A 21,176-nucleotide genomic window follows, 5' to 3' on the forward strand; every position below is an offset into this window, starting at 1 on the left:
AATTTATCACGCGTTGAGCGCACGGCCATAGGCATCGAGCACGCTTTCCTTCATCATCTCCGACAGCGTCGGATGCGGGAAGATGGTGTGCATCAGCTCTTCCTCGGTGGTCTCCAGGTTCATCGCCACGACAAAGCCCTGGATCAGCTCCGTCACCTCGGCGCCGACCATATGCGCGCCGAGCAGCTGGCCGGTTTTCTTGTCGAAGATGGTCTTGATGAAGCCCTGGTCCTCGCCAAGCGCGATCGCCTTGCCGTTGGCGCCGAACTGGAAACGGCCGACGCGGATGTCCTTGCCTTCAGCCTTCGCCTTGGCTTCGGTGAGCCCGACCGAGGCGACCTGCGGGTTGCAATAGGTGCAGCCCGGGATCTTCAGCTTGTCTGTCGCATGCACGCCGGGGAAATTGGCGATCTTCTCGATGCAGACCACGCCTTCATGCTCGGCCTTGTGGGCGAGCATCGGCGGTCCGGCGACATCGCCGATAGCGTAGATGCCGGGAACGTTGGTCTTGCCATAGCCGTCAATGACGACGCAGCCGCGATCGGTCTTCACGCCGAGCGTCTCGAGGCCGAGATTATCGATGTTGCCCTGCACGCCGACGGCCGAGATCATGCGGTCGGCGGTGATCTTCTCGACCTTGCCGTCCTTCATCTCGACATGGGCGGTGATCGAGTTGGCACCCTTCTCGACCTTGGTCACCTTGGCCTCGAGGATGATTTTCATGCCCTGCTTCTCGAACTGCTTCTGCGCGAATTTCGAGACCTCGGCATCCTCGACCGGCATCACCGCCGGCAACAGCTCGACCACCGTCACCTCGGCGCCCATGGTGCGGTAGAAGGAGGCGAACTCGATGCCGATGGCGCCCGAACCCATGACCAGCAGCGACTTCGGCATCTCCTTCGGCACCATCGCCTCGAAATAGGTCCAGATCAGCTTGCCGTCCGGCTCGATGCCGGGCAGCGCGCGCGGCCGGGCGCCGGTGGCGAGAATAATGTGCTTGGCGGTATAGGTGCCCTCGCCCTTGACGCCCTTGGGCACCGGCGGCTGCGGCTCCATCGGTTTCTTGGCCGTCTTGGAGACGACGATTTCACCCGGCTTGGAGAGCTTGGCCTCGCCCCAGATAACGTCGACCTTGTTCTTCTTCATCAGGAAGGCGACGCCGCCATTGAGCCTCAACGACACTTTGCGCGAGCGGTCGACGACAGCGGCCGTGTCGGCGCTGACCTTGCCGCCTTCGAGCTTCAGGCCGTAGTCCTTCAGATGATCGGAATAGTGCATGATCTCGGCCGAGCGCAGCAGCGCCTTGGTCGGGATGCAGCCCCAGTTGAGGCAGATGCCGCCGAGATGCTCGCGCTCGACGATCGCCGTCTTGAAGCCGAGCTGGGCGGAGCGCACCGCCGTGACATAGCCGCCGGGGCCTGAGCCGATGATTATGACGTCGTAGGATTCAGCCACGGGGTTTCTCCCTGATTTTCTCTAGAGTTCCAGCATCACACGCACCAATGGCGCCAATGCGTCACCTATATTGCGCGTGTTTTCGGCATCGAGATGGACCCCGTCGATCGGTGTGGTCTCGGCCACCGTGCCGGCATCGAAAAAGCCGCAGCCGGCCTCGTCGGCGAGCGCGGAATATTGCGGCGCCAGCTGCTTCGAGGCCTCGTCGCCGCCGGCAAACATTTCCTTGAATTCGGCATTGTCGGTGCGGCTGACCGCTGGTGGCGCGACGATCAGGATTTGCGGCGCGGCCCAGTCGAACGGATAATCGTGGCCGCGCACGATGTCGATCAGCCGCTGCACGCCCTGCTTGGCCGCGACCGGATTGCCGTGGATCCAGGGCTTCATGTCGTTGGCGCCGAGCATGATGATGATCAGGTCGAGCGGCGCATGGCTGGTCAGGATCGTCGGCAGCACCTTGGCGCCATTGCGGTCGGCACCAGCCAGGTGATCGTCGAAAGCCGTGGTGCGGCCGTTCAGACCTTCGGCAATGACTTCGATATCGTCGTCGCCCAACGCCGCCTTGAGCACGCTCGGCCAGCGATCTTCCAGCGCATAACGCCCGAGGCTCGCCGCGTCATAGCCCCAGGTCAGGGAATCGCCGTAGCAGAGGATCGTTTTCATGCACCCGCACCCGCCTCCGCCCTAAGCGCGCGCCGCACGCGCCATCCCACGAACAGCCACTGCACGATAACCGTGGCGATGCTTGGCAAAAACAGACCGGCGACAACGGGGAGATCGCCTGACCACTGGGCTTTGCCAGGCGGCTGCGAGAAGGTCCAGGCAATCAGCCCGATTCCGGCCAGCACGAACAACGAAACCCCAACAAGCCCCGTCAGGTTTATCGCCCTTTGCGGGTTTGGCACGAACTGCGCGATGAAAAACGCCACGGTCGCAACGATGGTGACCAGCGCCGAAACCATGAAGACCAGGATGTATTCGGAATTCGCATTGGTGACGATTGCCAGCCACAGCGCCACCAGCCCGCCGGCCAGGCCGGAAAGGATCAGGGCGAAAAGGCTGGTGACGAATTTCCGCACAGCCTTTTTCCTTCCTAGACCAGCATGCCCATCGGATTTTCGATCATGCGCTTGAAGGCGACCAGAAGTTCGGCGCCGAGCGCACCGTCGACGGCGCGGTGATCGGTCGACAGCGTCACCGACATGATATTGGCGATTCTGATCTCGCCATTCTTGACCACCGGCCGCTGCTCGCCGGCACCCACCGCCAGGATCGTCGCATGCGGCGGGTTGATGACGGCGGCAAAGTCCTTGATGCCGAACATGCCGAGATTGGAGACAGCCGTCGTGCCGCCCTGATATTCCTCAGGCTTCAGCTTGCGGCTGCGCGCACGGCTCGCCAGATCCTTCATCTCGTTGGAGATAGTGGACAGCGTCTTTTCGTCGGCGTGGCGGATGATCGGCGTGATCAAGCCGCCGGGGATCGACACGGCAACGCCGACATCGGCGTGCTTGTGCTTGACCATGGCGCTTTCGGTCCACGACGCATTGGCATCCGGCACCGCCATCAGCGCCATCGCCATCGCCTTGATCACCATGTCGTTGACCGACAGCTTGTAGACGGGCACTTCGCCCTTGTCGGTCTTCTTCATCGGAGCCGCCGCATTGATCTGTGTGCGCAGCGCCAGCAGCGCATCGAGCTCGCAGTCGAGCGTCAGGTAGAAATGCGGGATGGTTGTCTTGGCCTCGACCAGGCGGCGCGCAATGGTCTTGCGCATATTGTCGTGCGGGACGAGCTCATAGGACCCTTCGGCAAACAGCTTCAGCACCTGTTCGTCCGACATCGCCTTGGGTGCCGCAGCCGGAGCCGCAGGTGCCGGAGCGCCGGCAGGTGCGGCTTTCGCGGCCGGTGCAGCCTTGGCGCCACCGCCGGCAATCGCCGCCTCGACATCGGCCTTGACGACACGGCCATGCGGGCCGGTGCCGGTTACGGCGGACACGTCGACTCCGGCATCCTTGGCGATGCGACGAGCCAGCGGCGAAGCGAAGGTGCGCTCGCCTGACGATTGGCTGATCTCCCCCCTTGTGGGGGAGATGGCCGGCAGGCCAGAGGGGGGCGCGACAGACTGAGAGGTCGGCGGGGCAGCGCCCCCCTCTGTCGACTTCGTCGACATCTCCCCCACGGGTGGGGAGATTGACGCCTTATCCTGCTTGGCATCGGCTTTCGCGGGCGCGGCATCGCCACCACCCTTTGCCGCCGCCCCTGCATCCTCGCCTTCGCCGGCGAGAATGGCGATCAGCGCATTGACCTTGACGCCTTCGGTGCCGGCCGGAACGACCAGCTTGGCGACCGTGCCCTCATCGACGGCCTCGACTTCCATCGTCGCCTTGTCGGTCTCGATCTCGGCGATCACGTCGCCCGGCGAAACCTTGTCGCCTTCCTTGACCAGCCACTTGGAAAGATTGCCCTCTTCCATCGTGGGCGACAGCGCCGGCATGGTGATGTTGATTGGCATGATGTCCTCCCGACCGGCTCAGCGATACGTGACGGCTTTGACGGCCTCGATGACCTCGCCGACATTGGGCAAGGCCAGCTTTTCGAGGTTCGCCGCATAAGGCATCGGCACGTCCTTGCCGGCGATGGTGATGACCGGCGCATCGAGGAAGTCAAAGGCGCGCTGCGAAACCTGGTTGGCGATGTGGTCGCCGACCGAACTTTGCGGGAAACCTTCTTCGACCACGATCAAGCGGTTGGTCTTCTTCACCGAGGCAATGACGGTGTCGAGGTCGAGCGGACGGATGGTCCTGAGATCGATGATCTCGGCATCGATGCCCATGCCGCGCAGTTCGGCTTCCGCCTTGATGGCGTAGGTCATGCCGATGCCGAACGAGACGATGGTGACGTCCTTGCCCTGCTTGTGAATGCGCGCCTTGCCGATCGGCAGCACGAAATCATCGAGCTTCGGCACGTCGAAGGACTGGCCGTAGAGGATTTCGTTTTCAAGGAAGATGACCGGGTTCGGATCGCGGATCGCCGCCTTGAGCAGGCCCTTGGCGTCGGCAGCCGTGTACGGCATCACCACCTTTAGCCCGGGAATATGGCTGTACCAGGCGGCATAGCACTGCGAATGCTGGGCGCCGACGCGGGCGGCCGCACCGTTCGGTCCGCGGAACACGATCGGTGCGCCCATCTGGCCGCCCGACATATAGAGCGTCTTGGCCGCGGAGTTGATGATCTGGTCGATCGCCTGCATGGCGAAGTTGAAGGTCATGAACTCGACGATCGGCTTCAGGCCGGCCATCGCCGCACCGACGCCGACGCCGGCAAAGCCGTGCTCGGTGATCGGCGTGTCGACGACGCGGCGCGGCCCGAATTCCTGCAGCAGCCCTTGCGTGATCTTGTAGGCGCCCTGGTATTCCGCCACCTCCTCGCCCATGACGAAGACATCGCCGTCGCGGCGCATTTCCTCGGCCATGGCATCGCGCAAGGCCTCGCGCACCGTAGTCGAGATCATCTCGGTGCCGGCGGGAATATCCGGATCGGCGGCAGGTTTGGCTGCCGGAGCGGCGGGAACTGCCTTCGGAGCCTCGCCGGCATCCTGGGGAGCCGCCTTTGAGCCTTCCTCGGCTGCATCGGTCCGCTGACCGCCAGCGGAAATGGCATCCTGGGTGGAGGCAGGCTTGCCGCTCTTTTCGACGTCGCCTGCACTTTCCCCGTCCTGCAGCAACACGGCGATCACCGCATTGACCTTGACGCCTTCGGTGCCGGCGGGAACCACGATCTTGCCGATCGTGCCTTCATCGACGGCTTCGACTTCCATGGTCGCCTTGTCGGTTTCGATCTCGGCGATGACATCACCGGCGACGACCTTGTCGCCCTCGTTCTTCAACCACTTGGAAAGATTGCCCTCTTCCATGGTCGGCGAGAGAGCGGGCATGAGAATTTCGATCGGCATGTCCTTGCCCTCCCGTTACAATACGATGTCGGTCCAGAGCTCGGACGGATCCGGCTCTGCGTCGTGCTGGGCAAATTCGGCGGCGTCGGCGACGATGTCGCGGACTTCCTTGTCGATGTTCTTGAGTTCGTCCTCGGTCGCCCACTTCTTGGCCGTCAGCCGCACCTTGACCTGCTCGATCGGATCATGATCCGAGCGCATCTTCTGCACTTCTTCCTTGGAGCGGTATTTTGCCGGATCCGACATCGAGTGACCGCGATAGCGATAGGTCTGCATCTCGAGGATGATCGGACCGTTGCCGGCACGGCACCATTCGGTCGCCTGATCGCCGGCGGATTTGACCGCACGCACATCCATGCCGTCGACCTGAATGCCGGGAATCCTGAACGAGGCGCCGCGATGCGAAAAATTGGTTTCGGCCGACGAGCGCGACACCGAAGTGCCCATGGCGTAGCGGTTGTTCTCGATGATGTAGATCACCGGCAGCTTCCACAGCGAGGCCATGTTGAAGCTTTCATAGACCTGACCCTGATTGGCAGCGCCATCGCCGAAATAGGTCAGCGACACATTGTTGTTGTCGCGGTAGCGGTTGGCGAAGGCCAGACCGGTGCCGAGCGAGACCTGCGCGCCGACAATGCCGTGGCCGCCGTAAAAATGCTTCTCCTTGGAGAACATGTGCATGGAGCCGCCCTTGCCCCTCGACAGGCCACCACGGCGTCCGGTCAGCTCTGCCATGACGCCCCGCGGTGACAGTTCCATCGCCAGCATGTGGCCATGGTCGCGATAGGCGGTGATCATCTGGTCGCCGTTGATCAGCGACATCTTCATGCCGGTGACGACCGCTTCCTGGCCGATATAGAGGTGGCAGAAGCCGCCGATAAAGCCCATGCCGTAGAGCTGGCCGGCCTTTTCCTCGAAGCGACGGATAAGCAGCATGTGCCGGTAGGCGGCAAGCTCCTCGTCCTTGGTGAAGTCGGCCGGCTTGGGGGCGGAAAGCCCCGTTGATTTGGCGGATGTCGATTTAACGGATTTGGCAGGCGCTTTTTTGGCGGCGGTGGCCATGCATCACTCCCTGTTGGCGTCTCTTCGCGGACACTAAAGCAGACCATGTCTGCTCCGGGGAGGATCAGCTCCTCCCCACCGATTGGAAGGAAGCTAACATGCGAGACCGCGTTTCGCCATGCAGAAAAACGCATGGCTGGCATGCGCCTAAACGCCCAGAATCGTTAGAGATAACAGCGATTAACCGAAATTCGATTATTTCGAATTGGCCGGCAGCATGATGGTGATTTCATCGGGCTGGGACAGATTGAGCGCCCGGCGTGCCTGCTCGTCGAGCATATCCTTTTCAAGCGTGCCCTCATGCATCAGCTGGACGCGCCGCTCCAGATCGATCCGGCGCGCCTTGATGGCATCGTACTTGGCCTGCAATTCGATGGTCTGCGCTTCGAGCTGATATTTGGAATTGATGCCGAACTCGCCATGATAGGCATGGAAGCCGAAATAGGCCAGGAACGCCACGCAAAGCGACGGGATGATCAGCCGGCCGGTGTTTCTCTGCTTGTGCTGGCGTGTCCACATGGTCGCAATCCTTTGACCGCCATTTGTCGCTCGATTGTGCTTAATGGACGGTTACGGACAGGTGCATTAGCCAGCGGCCGCAACGAAAAAGGGCGGGAAAATCCCGCCCTTCCATCGTTTTCGCCAGTTCGGCAGAATTTAGGCTTTGACCACCGACTTGCCGGCGTAGCGCGCCTGCTTGCCGAGCTCTTCCTCGATGCGGATCAGCTGGTTGTACTTGGCCATGCGATCCGAGCGCGACAGCGAACCGGTCTTGATCTGCCCGCAATTGGTGGCGACGGCGAGGTCGGCGATGGTCGAATCCTCGGTTTCGCCCGAACGGTGCGACATGACTGCGGTGTAGCCTGCCTTATGCGCGGTCTCGACAGCGTCGAGCGTTTCGGTAAGCGAGCCGATCTGGTTGACCTTGACCAGGATCGAATTGGCGACACCCATGCGGATGCCGTCGCGCAGCCGCGCCGTGTTGGTGACGAAGAGGTCGTCGCCAACCAGCTGCGTCTTGTTGCCGATCAAATCGGTCAGGTACTTCCAGCCCTCCCAGTCGTCCTCGGCCAGGCCGTCCTCGATCGAGATGATCGGATAGTCGGCGGCGAGCTTGGCCAGGTACTTGGCCTGCGCCTTCGGATCGCGGGTCTTCTTCTCGCCCTCATAGACGTAATTGCCGTCCTTGAAGAATTCGGTCGCCGCACAGTCGAGACCGAGCGCGATCTCTTCGCCCGGCTTGAAGCCGGCCTTCTCGATTGATTCCATGATGAAATCGAGCGCCACCGGCGCACTCTTCAGATTGGGCGCGAAGCCGCCTTCGTCGCCGACATTGGTGTTGTGGCCGGCATCCTTGAGCTTCTTGCGCAGCGTGTGGAAGATTTCCGAGCCCCAGCGCACGCCTTCGCGCAGCGTCGGCGCGCCGACCGGCAGGATCATGAATTCCTGGAAATCGATCGGATTGTCGGCATGCGCGCCGCCGTTGATGATGTTCATCATGGGCACCGGCAGCAAATGCGCCTTGGTGCCGCCGACATAGCGGTAGAGTGGCAGGCCGGCGGCTTCCGCTGCTGCCTTGGCGACCGCCAGCGAAACGCCGAGAATGGCGTTGGCGCCGAGCCGGCTCTTGTTGGGCGTGCCGTCGAGCTCGATCATGGTCTGGTCGATGTGGATCTGGTTTTCGGCTTCCATGCCGCCGATCGCCTCGAACAGCTCGCCATTGACGGCCTCGACCGCCTTGAGCACGCCCTTGCCGAGATAGCGGGCGCCACCGTCGCGCAGTTCGACGGCCTCATGCGCGCCGGTCGACGCGCCCGACGGCACGGCGGCGCGGCCCATCGAGCCGTCTTCGAGAACGACGTCGACCTCGACGGTCGGATTTCCACGGCTGTCCAGGATTTCACGCCCGACAATGTCGATGATGGCGGTCATTGCGATGTCCCCGATTGATCGATTGAAAGCGTCGCGCCCCTCTTAGCCAAAGTGCCGCAAAAGGCAATCAGGAATGGCATGAAATAATAGTGACGATCGCCCCATGCGCTCAGGCCGTGGGGCATGGGCGACGCCATCTGAACGCAAACAGCCCGCCCTGACGTCATATGTCTGGCGCCGCATGGGGCGGGTGCCCCTCCCCTTTGATCGCGGCAATCCCTTATCACAAAATACCAGGCGGCACGCAAACTCCAGCAGATGCTTCAAAAGAGGCTACCGCCAACGTGACAAACTTCACAATGCAGAGAATTCGAAGATGTTAGCGTCACATCTACAACGCGGACTATTTGACGACGACAGTGAAATCAACAAACTTGAACTCTTTGGGGAGGTGGCAATGGCAGCGATTTCAGGTACTGGCTGGGAACTTCTTATTAGCCGCAGAGTCGAGCATATGAGGGGCACCAGACGCAGGACGGTCGGTACCTATAAAGTCTTCCACAACGGCACGGCAGTAACGGGTCTATCGGGGTTCGTGTGTGAATCTCGCGGCCCTGGCGACAATTCCAAAGAAGACAATGGCAGGCGCATCGAGCCCGGAACCTATCCACTGGCGACACAGGCCGGAGGCAAATATGTGACCATCGGCTACACTGGCGCCAAGACGCCACCCAAACCTGGACTCGAACTGCTGAAGACCAACAAGCGCACCGAAATCCTGATCCATCCGGGCGTCAATTTCCTGTCCAGCGTCGGATGCATCAACCCAACGAAGAAGGTGAGCGGTCCGCTTTCCGACATGGATTTCACGGAGAGCCGGACACGCGTAATCGCCCTCATTGACGATCTGAAAACCTTTGCCGGCGGTGGCTTCCCGAAAAGCAACGGCAAGCGAATTCCCAATGCTTCGGTGGTCGTCGAAGGCGAACCGGTGCTGTCGACCGAGAGTGTCGAGAGCGTGCTCGAAGCGGTTGCGGGCGATCCGAACAAGGGTTTGCCGGCAGCGGTCTTCCAGAAATTCGCGCCGAGACCGGCAAGCGGTTCCAAGCGAACAATCTATGACGGTTACATCGGCGCCTTTACCTCCGACAAGGGCCTCAAGGCACTTGGCGATCATGGCGTGTGCAACAATTATGATCGGCTGATGCATTTCTTCGCTCAAGCGGCGATGGAAACCGGTGGCTTCACCCTCATTCGCGAATCCCTGACCTACACGACCGTGGCGGCAATCCGGAACGCATGGAGGTCGCGAGCCGCGGGCAAGACCGATCAGTGGATCGGGGACAACCTGCTGCGCAAGCCGCAAGCCCTGGGCGACTGGGCCTATGGCGGCCGCATGGGCAATGTGAAAGGAACGTTGGACGGCTTCAATTTCCGCGGCGGCGGCACGTTCCAGACCACCGGGCGCGACGCGTACACGGCCAAGGGCAAGCTCGCCAAGGTTGACCTCGCCAATCATCCTGAACTGATCGAGGATCCGCAGACTTCGCTGCTCGCAGCTTGCGCCGAATGGAAAGGGTCAGGCTGCAATGCCTTTGCCGATGCCGGCCTGATCAAAAAGATCTCGCGCGCGATCAACGTCGGCAACGCCAATTCCGCCACGCAGGCCAATGGCGAAGCGGATCGGATCGCCTGGCACGAAAAGGTTTTCAAGGCGGTGAAGAATGCCGGACTCCTCGGCTGAGCATGCCTCGGATCACGTTCGACAACACCACGTCATCATAATTCAGAGATAACAATCTCTGTGTCGACTAGGATGGTGATGCGCGGGGCGAAACAGGAGGAGTTTCGCCATGTCCGAGTTGAGCGGTATCGTGAGTTTGTTCCTGATCGCGGCGGCGTTCCTGACGTCCTGCGATACGCAGCAGCCGCCCAGGGCGGCGACGCAGCTGTCTACGCTTCATGCAGCAGAATAATTTAGAAACTGTCGGGTTGCACTGAAAAGGCCCCCGTTTCGGAATTCGGGGGCCTTTTCACGTCAGGCGTCAGCGCAGCTGATCAATGCCAATACGGCGTGACCTTGTAGTAATCATAGGAAGCATCACGTGCGGCCTCGCCATCGGCGCCGGCCAGTTCATTGATCGAATAGGCGGGTGCTGCCTTCAGCTGCTCCTTCGAGAACGGCACGACATAGCCGCCCTTGTCCTCGTCATAGTCGAGGCTCGCCCACGGAATGGCGTGATACTTCTCGCCAATGCCGAGAAATCCACCGAACCCGATCACCGCGAACATGATGCCGTTCGACGTCTTGTCGAGCATGATGTCCTCGATGCTGCCGATGCTCGTGCCCTCGGTGTTGTAGACCGACGTGCCGATGACGCGCGAAGCGGCGATTGCTTCGGTGTGGCCTGTTTGGGTGGTCATGGCTGATGCTCCTCATGTCATTGATCTATACTTTGACAATGAGGTGCGCGGGCGAAAGTTCCCGTTTTTTCGAGCGGGCGGTTACTCCGCGAGGATGAACGTCACCTTCATGTTGACGCGATACGCCGCGATCCTGCCGTCCTCGACGACGATCTTCTGGTCCTGGATCCAAGCACCTTCGACGTTCTTCAGGGTTTTGGATGCGCGCTCAATCCCCTTCTCGATGGCGTCCTGAAAGCTCTTTTTCGACGACGACGTGATTTCGGTGACGCGGGCGACGGACATGGCTTCCTCCTGCCAAGACGCTCATTTGCAGGAGCGAGCCTACAGCCGGCTTATGCCTTCCACAAGCAGGGCAGCGCGCGCGCCATAGCCGAAACCATCAGCCTCGGTTCAGGTCAGCAGCATTCTTGGCGATGCGGTCGAATGCCATCAGTCTTTCGAGCAGCGCCGGCATGTCCTTCAGCGGCAGCATGTTGGGCCCGTCGGAGGAGGTCGAATTGTCGGGATCCTGGTGGGTCTCTATGAACACGCCGGCGACGCCGACGGCGACGGCAGCCCGCGCCAGCGTCTCGACAAAGCGGCGCTCACCACCGGAGGAACCGCCCTGCCCGCCCGGCTGCTGCACCGAATGGGTGGCGTCGAAAATCACCGGCGCGCCGATCTCGGCCATCACAGGCAAAGCCCGCATGTCCGACACCAGCGTGTTGTAGCCGAAAGACGCGCCGCGCTCGGTGGTCAGCACATTGAGGTTGCCCGAACCGGTGATCTTGGCCACCACGTTCTTCATGTCCCAAGGCGCCAGGAATTGCCCCTTCTTGACGTTGATCACCTTGCCGGTCTTGGCGGCGGCGACCAGCATGTCGGTCTGGCGCGACAGGAAGGCCGGAATCTGCAGCACATCGACATGGTGTGCGACGATCGCGCACTGCTCCTCGGTGTGGACATCGGTCAGAATGGGAAGCGAAAACGCCTTGCGCAACTCGTCGAACACCGGAAGCGCCGCGTCCATGCCGGCGCCGCGCGTTGCCGACAGCGAGGTGCGGTTGGCCTTGTCGTAGCTGGTCTTGTAGACGAGGCCGATGCCGAGCTTGCCGGTCAGTTCCTTCAGCGCGCCGGCCATGTCGAAAGCGTGCTGGCGCGATTCGAACTGGCACGGGCCGGCGATCAACGCCAAGGGCCCGCTGTTGTCGAAGACGACGTTGCCGACGGTTACTGACGAATTCGGCGCCAGCGAATTGGGCCCTTGCGGCTTGCTCATGGGGTCTCCCGGAAGATGAAAGCCGCGCCCTGTCCGGATGCCGGCTGCACGACGATTTCGTTGCCCGCTATATCGTGCCCGACGGCGTTGTCTGCAAGCAGCCTCGCGACAGCGCCGACACTGCGGGCCGAAAAGGCGATCGCGGCGAAGCGAAGGTCCGTCGGCGCGCCAGCCGACATGCCGAAGCGCTCAGCGAAAGCCGCGGGCTTGAGAACGCTCAAACGCGCGTTCGCCAGGTCGAACGCCGTGCTGCTCCTCTGCCTCGAACCCGTCGCTGTCTCGATCAGGTGGCGCTTTTCGGATGGCACGCCGCTGACCGCGACGATTTCGGCAATGCCGGTCACGCCGTTGGCATGGGCCTGCAGTGCCGTACGGTCGATTTGAGGGGCGTTGATCCGCTCGCAAGCGAACAGAAAGGCGTCCATCGTCTCGGCGCCGGCGGCGAAAGCCAGTTTGAACGAGGCCATGTCGCTCTTTCCGGCCGTGTCGGTGAAGGCGCGGGAAAAGCTCAGTACGTCTCCCGCCGACAGGCCGGCTTTGATAAAGCGCGCATGGTCCGCATCGGCATCGTCGGTGGCCAGCACCACGGCGGAAAAGCCCTCATCGCCCAGCCTGGCGCGATAGAGCCGGTCGCGCGCGACAAAGACATTGCCACCGGCAAATGCCTCGTCTGCAGCCTGTTCATTCCCGACCGCCAGCGGTTCGAGGTAGGTGCCGTCAGCGAAGAAGACGCAGCAATTTTCGGTGCCGAAAGGGTGGATGCCGGTTGGTGCGACGATGAAGCCAAGCGATGTCAGCCGCGCCCGCGCCACGGCGAGGCTCGCCGTCGGCAACACAAGATGGTCAAGCGGATGGATCGTGCTGGTCATGCCGGCGCGGTGTGCATCATTCCGGAAATCGGTTCAAGGCCTCTTGCCAGCCCGATCAGGCCATCGCCACGACATCGGCCGAATAGCGCAATTCGCGCAATGGTTTGACCCGACTGGTCGTCTCGGCATAGAGCGGGTGCGCCTTGTAGGCGGCAAGCGCGGCATCATCCTCGAACTCGGCATAGACGACCACGTCGATCGCATCCGACAGCGGATCGACCTTGGTGTTGAGCGTCACCTCGAAGAGGCTTGAATGCGGGATCTTGCCCAGCGCGAGCAAGCCCGTGCGCACGGCCTCGACATCGTCCTTGCGCCGCGCGCTGAAGAAAACGATATGCCGGATCACACCTGCCTCCACGTTCGATTTGCGGCATGTTTTGTGTGAGCGGGACCGTCGCGTCAACCGCCACGATGTCGCGCCCGGCAATGCCGGCAGGCGACTTTGCAGAGGCGCAAAAGCTAGGCTTTGCCGGTGACGTAGCGCACGACGCGCGACATTTCCCTGACCGTCGTGTCGAGATAGCGGCCCTGATTATAGAGGCCATCCCAGATCAGGAAAAAGGCGATGGCGGTGATGACGATGACGTAACGCATGGCTGAAACTAACGTATGTGGCTGTTCCTAACCATAGCGATTTCACCGGCGGTCGCTCGCCCTCACCGATTCTGGCCCCAGGCACGCCACCTGGGCCAGTGCCGGGCACGGCTTGCCTCTTGAAGTTCCGGTCGATGCGGTGGAAGATTGTGGCGAAAATTTAAGCAGGCTACGGCGTTCGCGCCTGGCGAATGAAAGTGGAGGATGTGGAGGCCGGCAGATCTTGCGCCGCCCCCGCGGAAGTCCAGGGGGGTGTGAGATGGCTGTCAGGGAATACAAAGGCATCGGCGACGCCATCAGGCTGGACGAACTCAATTTCGCCGAGATCGTCAAGGGCCTGCCGGCCAAGGCGCGCATGGTGCTGTCGGCGGCGATGAAATTGCCGCGCGGTTCGCTGAAGGTGAGGATGCCGGATGGCCGGGCGGTGCTTGTCGGCGGCAACGGACCCGGGCCGGATGCCGAGCTGGTGTTGAAGAACTGGCGCCTGCCCGGCCGTGCCTTTTCCGGCGGCACCATCGGCGTTGCCGAATCCTACATGGACGGCGACTGGGAAAGCCCTGATGTAACCAGCTTCCTCGAACTGTTCGTCGTCAACTCGGCCGTTGGGGAACGCATTGCCGGCGGCGCCAACTGGCTCATCAACACGGTCCAGCGCATCCGCCACTGGTTCAACGAAAACACCCGCACCGGCTCGAAGCGCAACATCTCGGCGCATTACGATCTCGGCAACGCCTTCTACAAGCAATGGCTCGATCCCAGCATGACCTATTCGTCGGCGCTCTATGCGACCGGCGCCAACGACCTGGAAAGCGCTCAGGCCGCCAAATACCGCGCGCTGGCCAAGGATACCGGCATCGGCAAGAAGGACCATGTGCTCGAGATCGGCTGCGGCTGGGGCGGTTTTGCCGAATTTGCCGCGCGCGAGATCGGCTGCCGCGTCACCGGCCTGACCATCAGCCGCGAACAGCACGATTTCGCCAAGGCGCGCATCCAGAAGGCGGGACTGTCTGACAAGGTCGACATCAAGCTGCAGGATTACCGAGACGAAACGGGCACTTACGACCGCATCGCCTCGATCGAGATGTTCGAGGCGGTCGGCGAAAAATATTGGCCGGTATTTTTCGGCAAGATGAAGGCGTGCTTGAGGCCCGGCGGCACCGCCGGCCTGCAGATCATCACCATCAACGAGGCCGCCTACGACACCTATCGGGCGAGGCCGGATTTCATCCAGCGCTATGTCTTCCCAGGCGGCATGCTGCCGACGCCGTCGATCCTGAAGACGCTGGGCAGCGACCATGGCCTTGCCCATCTGCGCGAGCGCGTCTTTCCGGACGACTATGCCCGCACGCTTGCCGAATGGCGCAACCGCTTCTGGGCGTCGTGGGAAAAGATCGTCCCGCTCGGCTTCGACGACCGCTTCAAGAAGCTTTGGGAATTTTATCTCCACTATTGCGAAGCCGGCTTTAGAGCCAGCTACATCGACGTGCGCCAAGTGGTCTACAAAGCCTGATCCGAAGCGTGATTGAGCGGGCGTATGCCCGCTCGTTTTCCCTGTTAGCTGCACGTTGCCTCAAAGCAGGATGCGATACTTCGCAAACCCGGATTCGCCCTCGCCGGCCGGCTCGATCTTGAGCGATTTCACTCCCGATATAAAATCCTTCGCTTTGGGGCCGGTCTCGAACACGACGCTGGTGCCGGGCAGCGGCGTGAACGACCAATTGTCGTCGGCCGAGGGATTGATCGTGCCTTCGCTGACGACGTAGCGCACGATCACGTCGCGGTTGGTGTCCGGCGCCTCGTAGATGATCTTCGAGGCATTGATGTCGGGGAAATTGCCGCCACCGCCGGCGCGGTAATTGTTGGTGGCGACGACGAATTTCGCTGCCGGATCAATAGGCTTGCCGTCGAAGCTGAGGCCGACGATGCGGTTCGAGCCGGCATTGGCGACGCCACCCTTGGCATCGTATTTCGGCAGCTGCGACAGGTCTATTCCGTAGCTGACGCCATCGATCACATCGAAATTGTAGGACGGGAATTCGGTGTCGATGAGCGCCTGGTCGGCCTTGCCCGGCTCGATCTTCCTGAAAATGCCGGCCGACATTTCCAGCCATTCCTTCACTTGCGCGCCGGTGATTTCGACGGCGCGCACCGTGTTCGGATAGAGATAGAGGTCGGCGACGTTCTTGATGGCGATGTCGCCCACCGGCACGTCGGTATAGTAGTCGGCGCCGTTGCGCCCGCCGGCCTTGAAGGGTGCTGCCGCCGACAGCAGCGGCACATCCTTCCACTGCGTGCTCTTCAATATGTCCTTGAGGTACCAGCTCTGCGCCTGGTTGACGATCTGCACCGACGGATCGTCGGCGACCAGCGCGAAATAGGAATAGAGCGGCGCCGAGGTCTTGCCGACCGGTCGGCGGACATAGGCAAGTGTCGCCTCATGGTCCGCCTTCAGCGCATCGACGACGCGCTGGTCGTCCGCCACCGTCGGCTTGTTTGCCTTGTCGACGCGCTGGTAGATCGGCCTTGCCTCCGATGTGGCCGAGGCTACGCGCCATTTCGATCCGTCCCGTTCCAGAAGCAGATCGATCAGTCCCATATGCGAGCCCCAGAAACCGCCCATCACGGCGGGCTTGCCCTGCAGCGTGCCTTTCTCGGTGTCGACGCCTTCGAGCGCCTGAAAATCCTTCTTGCCGGGGAAGACGAGATGCTGATGGCCGGTGAACACCGCATCGATGCCTTCGACGCCGGCGACGAAGAAGGAGGCGTTCTCCATGCCGTCGCCCTGCTTGATATCGATGCCGGAATGCGAGAGCGCGATGACGATGTCGGCGCCCTCCTCCTTGATCTGCGGCACCCATGCCCTGGCCGCCTCGACGATGTCGCGCGTCCTGACATTGCCTTCCAGGTTCTTCAGGTCCCAGACCATGATCTGCGGCGGCACAAAGCCGATGATGCCGATCTTGATCGGCTGCTCGGCGCCCGACCCGTCCTTGATCTTCTTGTCGAGGATGACATAGGGCTTGAGGTAGAGCTTGTCGTCGCGCGGTTTGGCGGCAAGCTCGGTGCCGCGGATCAGATTGGCGCAGACGAAGGGGAAATTGGCTCCGGCCAGCACCTTGTCGAGGAACGACAGGCCGTAATTGAACTCGTGATTGCCGAGCGTCGAGCATTCATAGCCCAGCAGGTTCATGCCCTTCATGATCGGATGCAGATCGCCTTCCTTCAGCCCCTTCTCATAGGCGATGTAATCGCCCATCGGATTGCCCTGCAAAAGATCGCCATTGTCGATCAGCATCGCATTGGTGGCTTCCTTGCGCACCGCCGCGATCAACGAGGCCGTCCGCGACAGGCCCATCGTGTCGTTGGCTTTGTCGGCGTAGTAATCGTAGGGCAGGACATTCACATGGATGTCTGTCGTCTCCATGATCCGGAGATGCGCCTGGTTGGCCTGTGCGCGGGCGGAGAACGGGTGGAGCATGATCAGCGCGCCTGTGGCGGCCGCACCGGCAAGAAAACCGCGACGGGAGACGGGGTGGAGCAAATGCGACATGGTTTTCCTTCCCAGCGATGCGACAATATCCCAGCCCTGGGCGAAAGCTTCGCGCCGAAAGCCGGCCATGTCCACCGTGAAGTCAGTCGATCAGCAAAAGGTGACGGCTGGATGAATATCCTTGGCCGCGGTTGAGAACCTCAGCCCTTGTCGTCATCGCCCTGGGTAATCAGCCGCGCGCTGCGCTGGCCGGTGAAATAGATCCATAGCCAGCTAAGCGACACCGAGAGCCGGTTGCGAAAACCGATCAGGAAGTAGATATGCGCCACGCCCCACAGCCACCAGGCAAGCCATCCCGTGAGCTTGATCGAGCCGAAATCGATCGGGGCTGCCCACTTGCCGATCGTCGCCAGGTCGCCGGCATGTTTGTAGCGGAAAGGCCGCGGCGCGCTATCGCCGGCCAGCCGCGCCCTGATCGTCGCGGCGACGTGCTTGCCCTCCTGCTTGGCGGAAGGCGCCACGCCTGGCACCGGCTTGCCGTCCGGCCGCGAGACATGCGCTGTGTCGCCGATGACGAAGATTTCAGGACTGTTCGGCACGGTCAGATCGGGCTCGACCATTACCCTGCCCGCCCGGTCCACCGGCGCGCCCAGCCACTCTCCCGCGGGCGAAGCCGCTACGCCGGCGGCCCACAGGATGGTTCGCGCCGGCAGATGCGTATCGCCAAAGACGACGCCTTCGGCATCGAGGCGCGTGACGGCGCGGCCAAGCTCGACCGTGACGCCCCGCCGCTCCAGCGCCTTGCGCGCATAGTCGGACAGCTTTGGCGCGAAATTGGCGAGGATCCTGTCTCCGGCCTCCACCAGCACCACACGCGCCTCACGCGTGTCGATGTTGCGGAATTCGCCGCGCAGCGTTTCATGCGCGAGTTCGACAATGGTGCCGGCAAGCTCCACGCCGGTCGGGCCGCCGCCGACGATGACCAGTGTCAGCAGTGCCTGGCGCTTGGCCGGATCGGTCTCGCGCTCGGCCTGCTCGAAGGCGAGCAGGATGCGCCGGCGAATGGTGGTTGCGTCTTCAAGCGTCTTCAGCCCGGGCGCGAAAGGCTCCCATTCGTCGTGGCCGAAATAAGCATGACGCGCGCCGGTGGCGAGCACCAGCGTGTCGTAGGGAACAGAACTGCCGTCCTCAAGCAGCACGCGTTTGCCTGGACGGTCGACGCCGGTGACGTTGCCGAGCAGGGTCGTCACGTCCTCGCGCTTGCGCAGCAGATGACGGATCGGCCAGGCAACTTCCGAGGTCGCCAGCGAGGTGGTCGCCACCTGGTAGAGCAGCGGCTGGAAAAGGTGATGGTTGCGCTTGTCGATCATGGTGATGCGCACGGGTGCGCCGGCCAGCGCCCGGGTGAGTTCGAGACCGCCGAACCCTGCGCCGACGACAACGACATGATGGCTGGTTTCACTCATCGCATTCACCCCTGTTTGTCTCCCTTTATCTAGTGATTTTTGTGCACCGCAACCATGTCGCGGCGCGCTAGACTGCCGCGCGTAAGGCTGCCCAGGACTCGTCGCCGGATGTCGCGAATGCCTATGTCGGCAAGCCTGGACGGGTATAGCCTTGCAGGGGCTGGAACCACGGGAGTGAGGCATGGCCAACGACGATGACAAAGATCGCAAAGGGCGGGCGCAATATTCTTCGCCGCCTTGCTTCATGCACGAACTCGATCCGGAATTTCGCGCGCCCACGTCCGATTGGACCGATGTGCGCCGTTGGCGCAAGGCCGAGCGCGAGCGTCTGATCGCGGCACGGTTGGCGGTTTCGGCCGATGCGCGGGTGGCGATGTCGCGGGCTATCACCGAAGGCCTCGACGCGGCAATCGGCGACATCGCCGGCCGCATGGTCAGCCTGTACTGGCCGTTTCGCGGCGAGCCGGACCTGCGGTCGTGGATGGCGTCGATCAACCAGCGCGGCGGCCGCACGGCACTGCCAGTCGTCATCGAGAAGGGCCAGCCGCTGATCTTCCGCGCTTATGTGCCTGGCGACCGGCTGGAAAAAGGCGTCTGGAACATCCCTATCCCCGCCGAAGGCGACCCGGTGCTGCCCGACGTCGTCATCTCGCCGATCGTCGGCATCGACCCGCGAAACTACCGCCTGGGCTATGGCGGTGGCTTCTTCGACCGCACGCTGGCTGCCATGCCGTTCAAGCCATTGGTCATCGGCGTCGGCTACGAACTGCAGCGCATAGCCACCATCTACCCGCAGCCGCACGACATCCCAATGGATAGGCTGGTGACCGAGGCTGCTCAGGGCTAGGCCAGTTCCGGCTTCATGCCCATGGCGGTCCGGTCGACGATCTCGCGCAAGGCGAACGATGAGTTGATCTTGGTCACATGCGGCATCGCCGACAGCCACTCCTTGTGGATGCGCTCATAGTCGACCAGATCCTTGGCGGCGATGCGCAGGATGTAGTCGTATTCGCCCGACATCAGGTGGCACGACAGCACATTGGGGCAGCGCTTGATCGCCGCCTCGAAATCCGACAGCGTCTTTTCGAACTGTCCCGACAGCGATATGTGCACGATCGCCGTCATCTGGTGGCCGAGCGCGGCATTCGAAAGCCGGGCGTGATAGCCGCGGATGGTGCCGGATTTCTCCAGATTGTCGAGCCGGCGCGAACAGGCCGACTGCGACAGGCCGACCCTTTCGGCGAGCGCCGCATTGGGTATGCGGCCATCCTTCTGCAGTGCCTCGAGAATGGCGATATCGATCCTGTCGAGCGGCATTTACAGTGATTCCTGCGAAAATTCTGCAATTTCGCGCAACGATTATCGAAACGCGTGACCCCGCGCAAGCGCATTCGCAAACACCTGCGCAACGATTCGTGGTTCACTCGGTTGATACAGGGAACGAGCCCGAAGGGCCGGATCAGGAGAAGACTATGCGCGTCGGTTGCCCCAAGGAAATCAAGAACCACGAATACCGCGTCGGCCTGACGCCGGGCTCTGTCCGCGAATATGTTGCGCATGGCCATGAAGTGCTGGTCGAAAGCGGCGCCGGCGCCGGCATCGGCGCCGATGACAATGCCTATCGCGCCGCCGGCGCCACCATCGCCAAGACCGCCACCGACGTGTTCGCCAAGTCGGACATGATCGTCAAGGTCAAGGAGCCGCAGCCCAACGAATGGGCGCAGTTGCGCGACGGCCAGATCCTCTACACCTATCTGCACCTGGCCCCGGATCCGGAGCAGACCAAGGGCCTGCTCGCGTCCGGCGTCACCGCAATCGCCTATGAGACCGTAACCGACGACCGCGGCGGCCTGCCGCTCCTGGCGCCGATGTCGGAAGTTGCCGGCCGCCTGTCGATCCAGGCCGGCGCGACCGCGCTGCAGAAGGCCAATGGTGGCCGCGGCGTGCTGCTCGGCGGCGTGCCCGGCGTACTGCCCGGCAAGGTCACCGTGCTCGGCGGCGGCGTCGTCGGCCTGCATGCCGCCCGCATGGCCGTCGGCCTCGGCGCCGACGTCACCATCATCGACCGCTCGATCCCGCGCCTGCGCCAGCTGGACGACCTCTTTACCGGCCGCGTCCACACCCGCTACTCCACAGTCGAGGCGCTTGAGGAAGAATGCTTCTCGGCCGACATCGTCGTCGGCGCCGTGCTCATCCCGGGTGCTGCTGCACCCAAGCTGGTGACTCGCGAAATGCTGTCGGGCATGAAGAAGGGCTCGGTGCTGGTCGACGTCGCCATCGACCAGGGCGGCTGTTTCGAGACCTCGCACGCCACCACCCATGCCGAGCCGACCTATGAGGTCGACGGCGTGATCCACTACTGCGTCGCCAACATGCCGGGCGCCGTGCCGGTGACCTCGGCGCACGCGCTCAACAACGCGACGCTGCATTATGGCCTGCAACTGGCCGACAAGGGCCTGAAGGCGCTGGTCGACGACCATCATTTGCGCAACGGCCTCAATGTCCACAGGGGCAAGATCACCAATCGCGCCGTCGCCGAAGCACTCGGCTATGAGCTGGTCGAATCGAAGGCGGTTCTGGCGGCCTGACCAGACGCCTTAATCGACTCAAGCAGTTCTGCCTCCCTCACCCGCCGGTTGCGCCGGCGGGTTTTTTATTGGCCGCGTGCTCACAAATTGCGGGCTCTAAGGCAACATCACGGCGAAACGGCCCGGCTTGGCGGTGCTTT

The 21,176-nt window shown here is 62.3% G+C and carries 22 protein-coding genes; 5 read left to right on the forward strand and 17 right to left on the reverse strand.

All coding sequences use genetic code 11. The features are described 5' to 3' along the window. Positions 1–6: 6 nt before the first annotated feature. From lpdA to eno, 8 genes are all read right to left on the reverse strand, one after another. Positions 7–1,455 (reverse strand): dihydrolipoyl dehydrogenase, encoded by a 1,449-nt coding sequence (gene lpdA, locus NKI37_RS17225; protein WP_023668919.1) that lies wholly within the window; start codon positions 1,453–1,455, stop codon positions 7–9. Positions 1,456–1,476: 21 nt separating this feature from the next. Next, complete coding sequence (locus tag NKI37_RS17230; RefSeq protein WP_023835246.1) at positions 1,477–2,118, reverse strand: SGNH/GDSL hydrolase family protein; 642 nt, start codon at positions 2,116–2,118, stop codon at positions 1,477–1,479. After that, on the reverse strand, positions 2,115–2,534 hold the full coding sequence (locus NKI37_RS17235) for a hypothetical protein (protein ID WP_023835247.1): 420 nt from the start codon (positions 2,532–2,534) through the stop codon (positions 2,115–2,117). The genes NKI37_RS17230 and NKI37_RS17235 overlap by 4 nt, the downstream gene beginning before the upstream one ends. A gap of 14 nt (positions 2,535–2,548) precedes the next feature. Further along, positions 2,549–3,970, reverse strand: coding sequence for a pyruvate dehydrogenase complex dihydrolipoamide acetyltransferase (locus NKI37_RS17240; protein WP_023824950.1), 1,422 nt, complete (start codon positions 3,968–3,970; stop codon positions 2,549–2,551). Between the two features lie 18 nt (positions 3,971–3,988). Further along, positions 3,989–5,410, reverse strand: a complete 1,422-nt coding sequence (locus tag NKI37_RS17245) for a pyruvate dehydrogenase complex E1 component subunit beta (RefSeq protein WP_023668915.1) — start codon at positions 5,408–5,410, stop codon at positions 3,989–3,991. A 15-nt stretch (positions 5,411–5,425) separates the two neighbouring features. Further along, positions 5,426–6,472 carry a pyruvate dehydrogenase (acetyl-transferring) E1 component subunit alpha gene (gene pdhA / locus NKI37_RS17250; RefSeq protein ID WP_352788854.1) on the reverse strand — a complete coding sequence of 349 codons (1,047 nt, stop codon included), beginning with the start codon at positions 6,470–6,472 and terminating at the stop codon, positions 5,426–5,428. Between the two features lie 195 nt (positions 6,473–6,667). Continuing rightward, complete coding sequence (locus NKI37_RS17255; protein ID WP_023682560.1) at positions 6,668–6,991, reverse strand: FtsB family cell division protein; 324 nt, start codon at positions 6,989–6,991, stop codon at positions 6,668–6,670. A gap of 138 nt (positions 6,992–7,129) precedes the next feature. Then, positions 7,130–8,404 (reverse strand): phosphopyruvate hydratase, encoded by a 1,275-nt coding sequence (gene eno / locus NKI37_RS17260; protein WP_023682561.1) that lies wholly within the window; start codon positions 8,402–8,404, stop codon positions 7,130–7,132. 103 nt (positions 8,405–8,507) lie between these two features. Here eno and NKI37_RS17265 point away from each other — a divergent pair, with 103 nt between their 5' ends. After that, the gene (locus NKI37_RS17265; RefSeq protein ID WP_352788855.1) at positions 8,508–10,088 is read left to right on the forward strand and encodes a glycoside hydrolase family 19 protein; all 1,581 of its coding nucleotides are present in this window, start codon (positions 8,508–8,510) and stop codon (positions 10,086–10,088) included. Between the two features lie 109 nt (positions 10,089–10,197). After that, entirely contained in the window at positions 10,198–10,320 is a 123-nt protein-coding gene (locus NKI37_RS17270) for a hypothetical protein (RefSeq protein WP_023682563.1), read from the forward strand. An 82-nt stretch (positions 10,321–10,402) separates the two neighbouring features. On the opposite strand, the gene NKI37_RS17275 is transcribed toward NKI37_RS17270, so the two are convergent. The 6 genes from NKI37_RS17275 to NKI37_RS17300 form a co-directional block, all read right to left on the reverse strand. Beyond that, the gene (locus tag NKI37_RS17275) at positions 10,403–10,768 is read right to left on the reverse strand and encodes a PRC-barrel domain-containing protein (RefSeq protein WP_023668909.1); all 366 of its coding nucleotides are present in this window, start codon (positions 10,766–10,768) and stop codon (positions 10,403–10,405) included. Between the two features lie 81 nt (positions 10,769–10,849). Further along, entirely contained in the window at positions 10,850–11,053 is a 204-nt protein-coding gene (locus NKI37_RS17280) for a dodecin family protein (RefSeq protein ID WP_023668908.1), read from the reverse strand. Between the two features lie 97 nt (positions 11,054–11,150). Further along, positions 11,151–12,029, reverse strand: a complete 879-nt coding sequence (gene kdsA, locus NKI37_RS17285; RefSeq protein ID WP_031196594.1) for a 3-deoxy-8-phosphooctulonate synthase — start codon at positions 12,027–12,029, stop codon at positions 11,151–11,153. Continuing rightward, positions 12,026–12,898 (reverse strand): VOC family protein, encoded by an 873-nt coding sequence (locus NKI37_RS17290; protein ID WP_352788858.1) that lies wholly within the window; start codon positions 12,896–12,898, stop codon positions 12,026–12,028. The genes kdsA and NKI37_RS17290 overlap by 4 nt, the downstream gene beginning before the upstream one ends. A gap of 55 nt (positions 12,899–12,953) precedes the next feature. Continuing rightward, positions 12,954–13,244 (reverse strand): Dabb family protein, encoded by a 291-nt coding sequence (locus NKI37_RS17295; protein ID WP_023682566.1) that lies wholly within the window; start codon positions 13,242–13,244, stop codon positions 12,954–12,956. A gap of 113 nt (positions 13,245–13,357) precedes the next feature. Next, positions 13,358–13,492, reverse strand: a complete 135-nt coding sequence (locus NKI37_RS17300; RefSeq protein WP_023668905.1) for a hypothetical protein — start codon at positions 13,490–13,492, stop codon at positions 13,358–13,360. A 259-nt stretch (positions 13,493–13,751) separates the two neighbouring features. On the opposite strand from NKI37_RS17300, the gene NKI37_RS17305 reads away from it, so the two are divergent. Beyond that, positions 13,752–15,002: an SAM-dependent methyltransferase gene (locus NKI37_RS17305; protein ID WP_023668904.1), complete on the forward strand. Its 1,251-nt coding sequence runs from the start codon at positions 13,752–13,754 to the stop codon at positions 15,000–15,002. Positions 15,003–15,062: 60 nt separating this feature from the next. Here the strand turns inward: NKI37_RS17305 and NKI37_RS17310 are convergent, their stop codons facing one another. Both NKI37_RS17310 and NKI37_RS17315 read right to left on the reverse strand, forming a co-directional pair. Continuing rightward, the gene (locus tag NKI37_RS17310; protein WP_352788861.1) at positions 15,063–17,042 is read right to left on the reverse strand and encodes a bifunctional 2',3'-cyclic-nucleotide 2'-phosphodiesterase/3'-nucleotidase; all 1,980 of its coding nucleotides are present in this window, start codon (positions 17,040–17,042) and stop codon (positions 15,063–15,065) included. A gap of 140 nt (positions 17,043–17,182) precedes the next feature. Then, the gene (locus tag NKI37_RS17315) at positions 17,183–18,448 is read right to left on the reverse strand and encodes an NAD(P)/FAD-dependent oxidoreductase (RefSeq protein ID WP_352788864.1); all 1,266 of its coding nucleotides are present in this window, start codon (positions 18,446–18,448) and stop codon (positions 17,183–17,185) included. Between the two features lie 181 nt (positions 18,449–18,629). Here NKI37_RS17315 and NKI37_RS17320 point away from each other — a divergent pair, with 181 nt between their 5' ends. Further along, positions 18,630–19,295, forward strand: a complete 666-nt coding sequence (locus tag NKI37_RS17320; protein ID WP_352788866.1) for a 5-formyltetrahydrofolate cyclo-ligase — start codon at positions 18,630–18,632, stop codon at positions 19,293–19,295. Here NKI37_RS17320 and NKI37_RS17325 read toward each other — a convergent pair. Then, a complete protein-coding gene (locus NKI37_RS17325; RefSeq protein WP_023668897.1) occupies positions 19,292–19,765 on the reverse strand; it encodes an Lrp/AsnC family transcriptional regulator in 474 nt (157 codons plus the stop codon). The two genes, NKI37_RS17320 and NKI37_RS17325, sit on opposite strands and share 4 nt — an antisense overlap. Before the next feature lie 155 nt (positions 19,766–19,920). Between NKI37_RS17325 and ald the strand changes: the two genes are divergently transcribed. Continuing rightward, positions 19,921–21,036: an alanine dehydrogenase gene (gene ald, locus NKI37_RS17330; RefSeq protein ID WP_352794516.1), complete on the forward strand. Its 1,116-nt coding sequence runs from the start codon at positions 19,921–19,923 to the stop codon at positions 21,034–21,036. The last annotated feature ends 140 nt before the right edge of the window (positions 21,037–21,176 follow it).

The organism is Mesorhizobium sp. M0626, assembly GCF_040320665.1.
GTDB lineage: Bacteria > Pseudomonadota > Alphaproteobacteria > Rhizobiales > Rhizobiaceae > Mesorhizobium.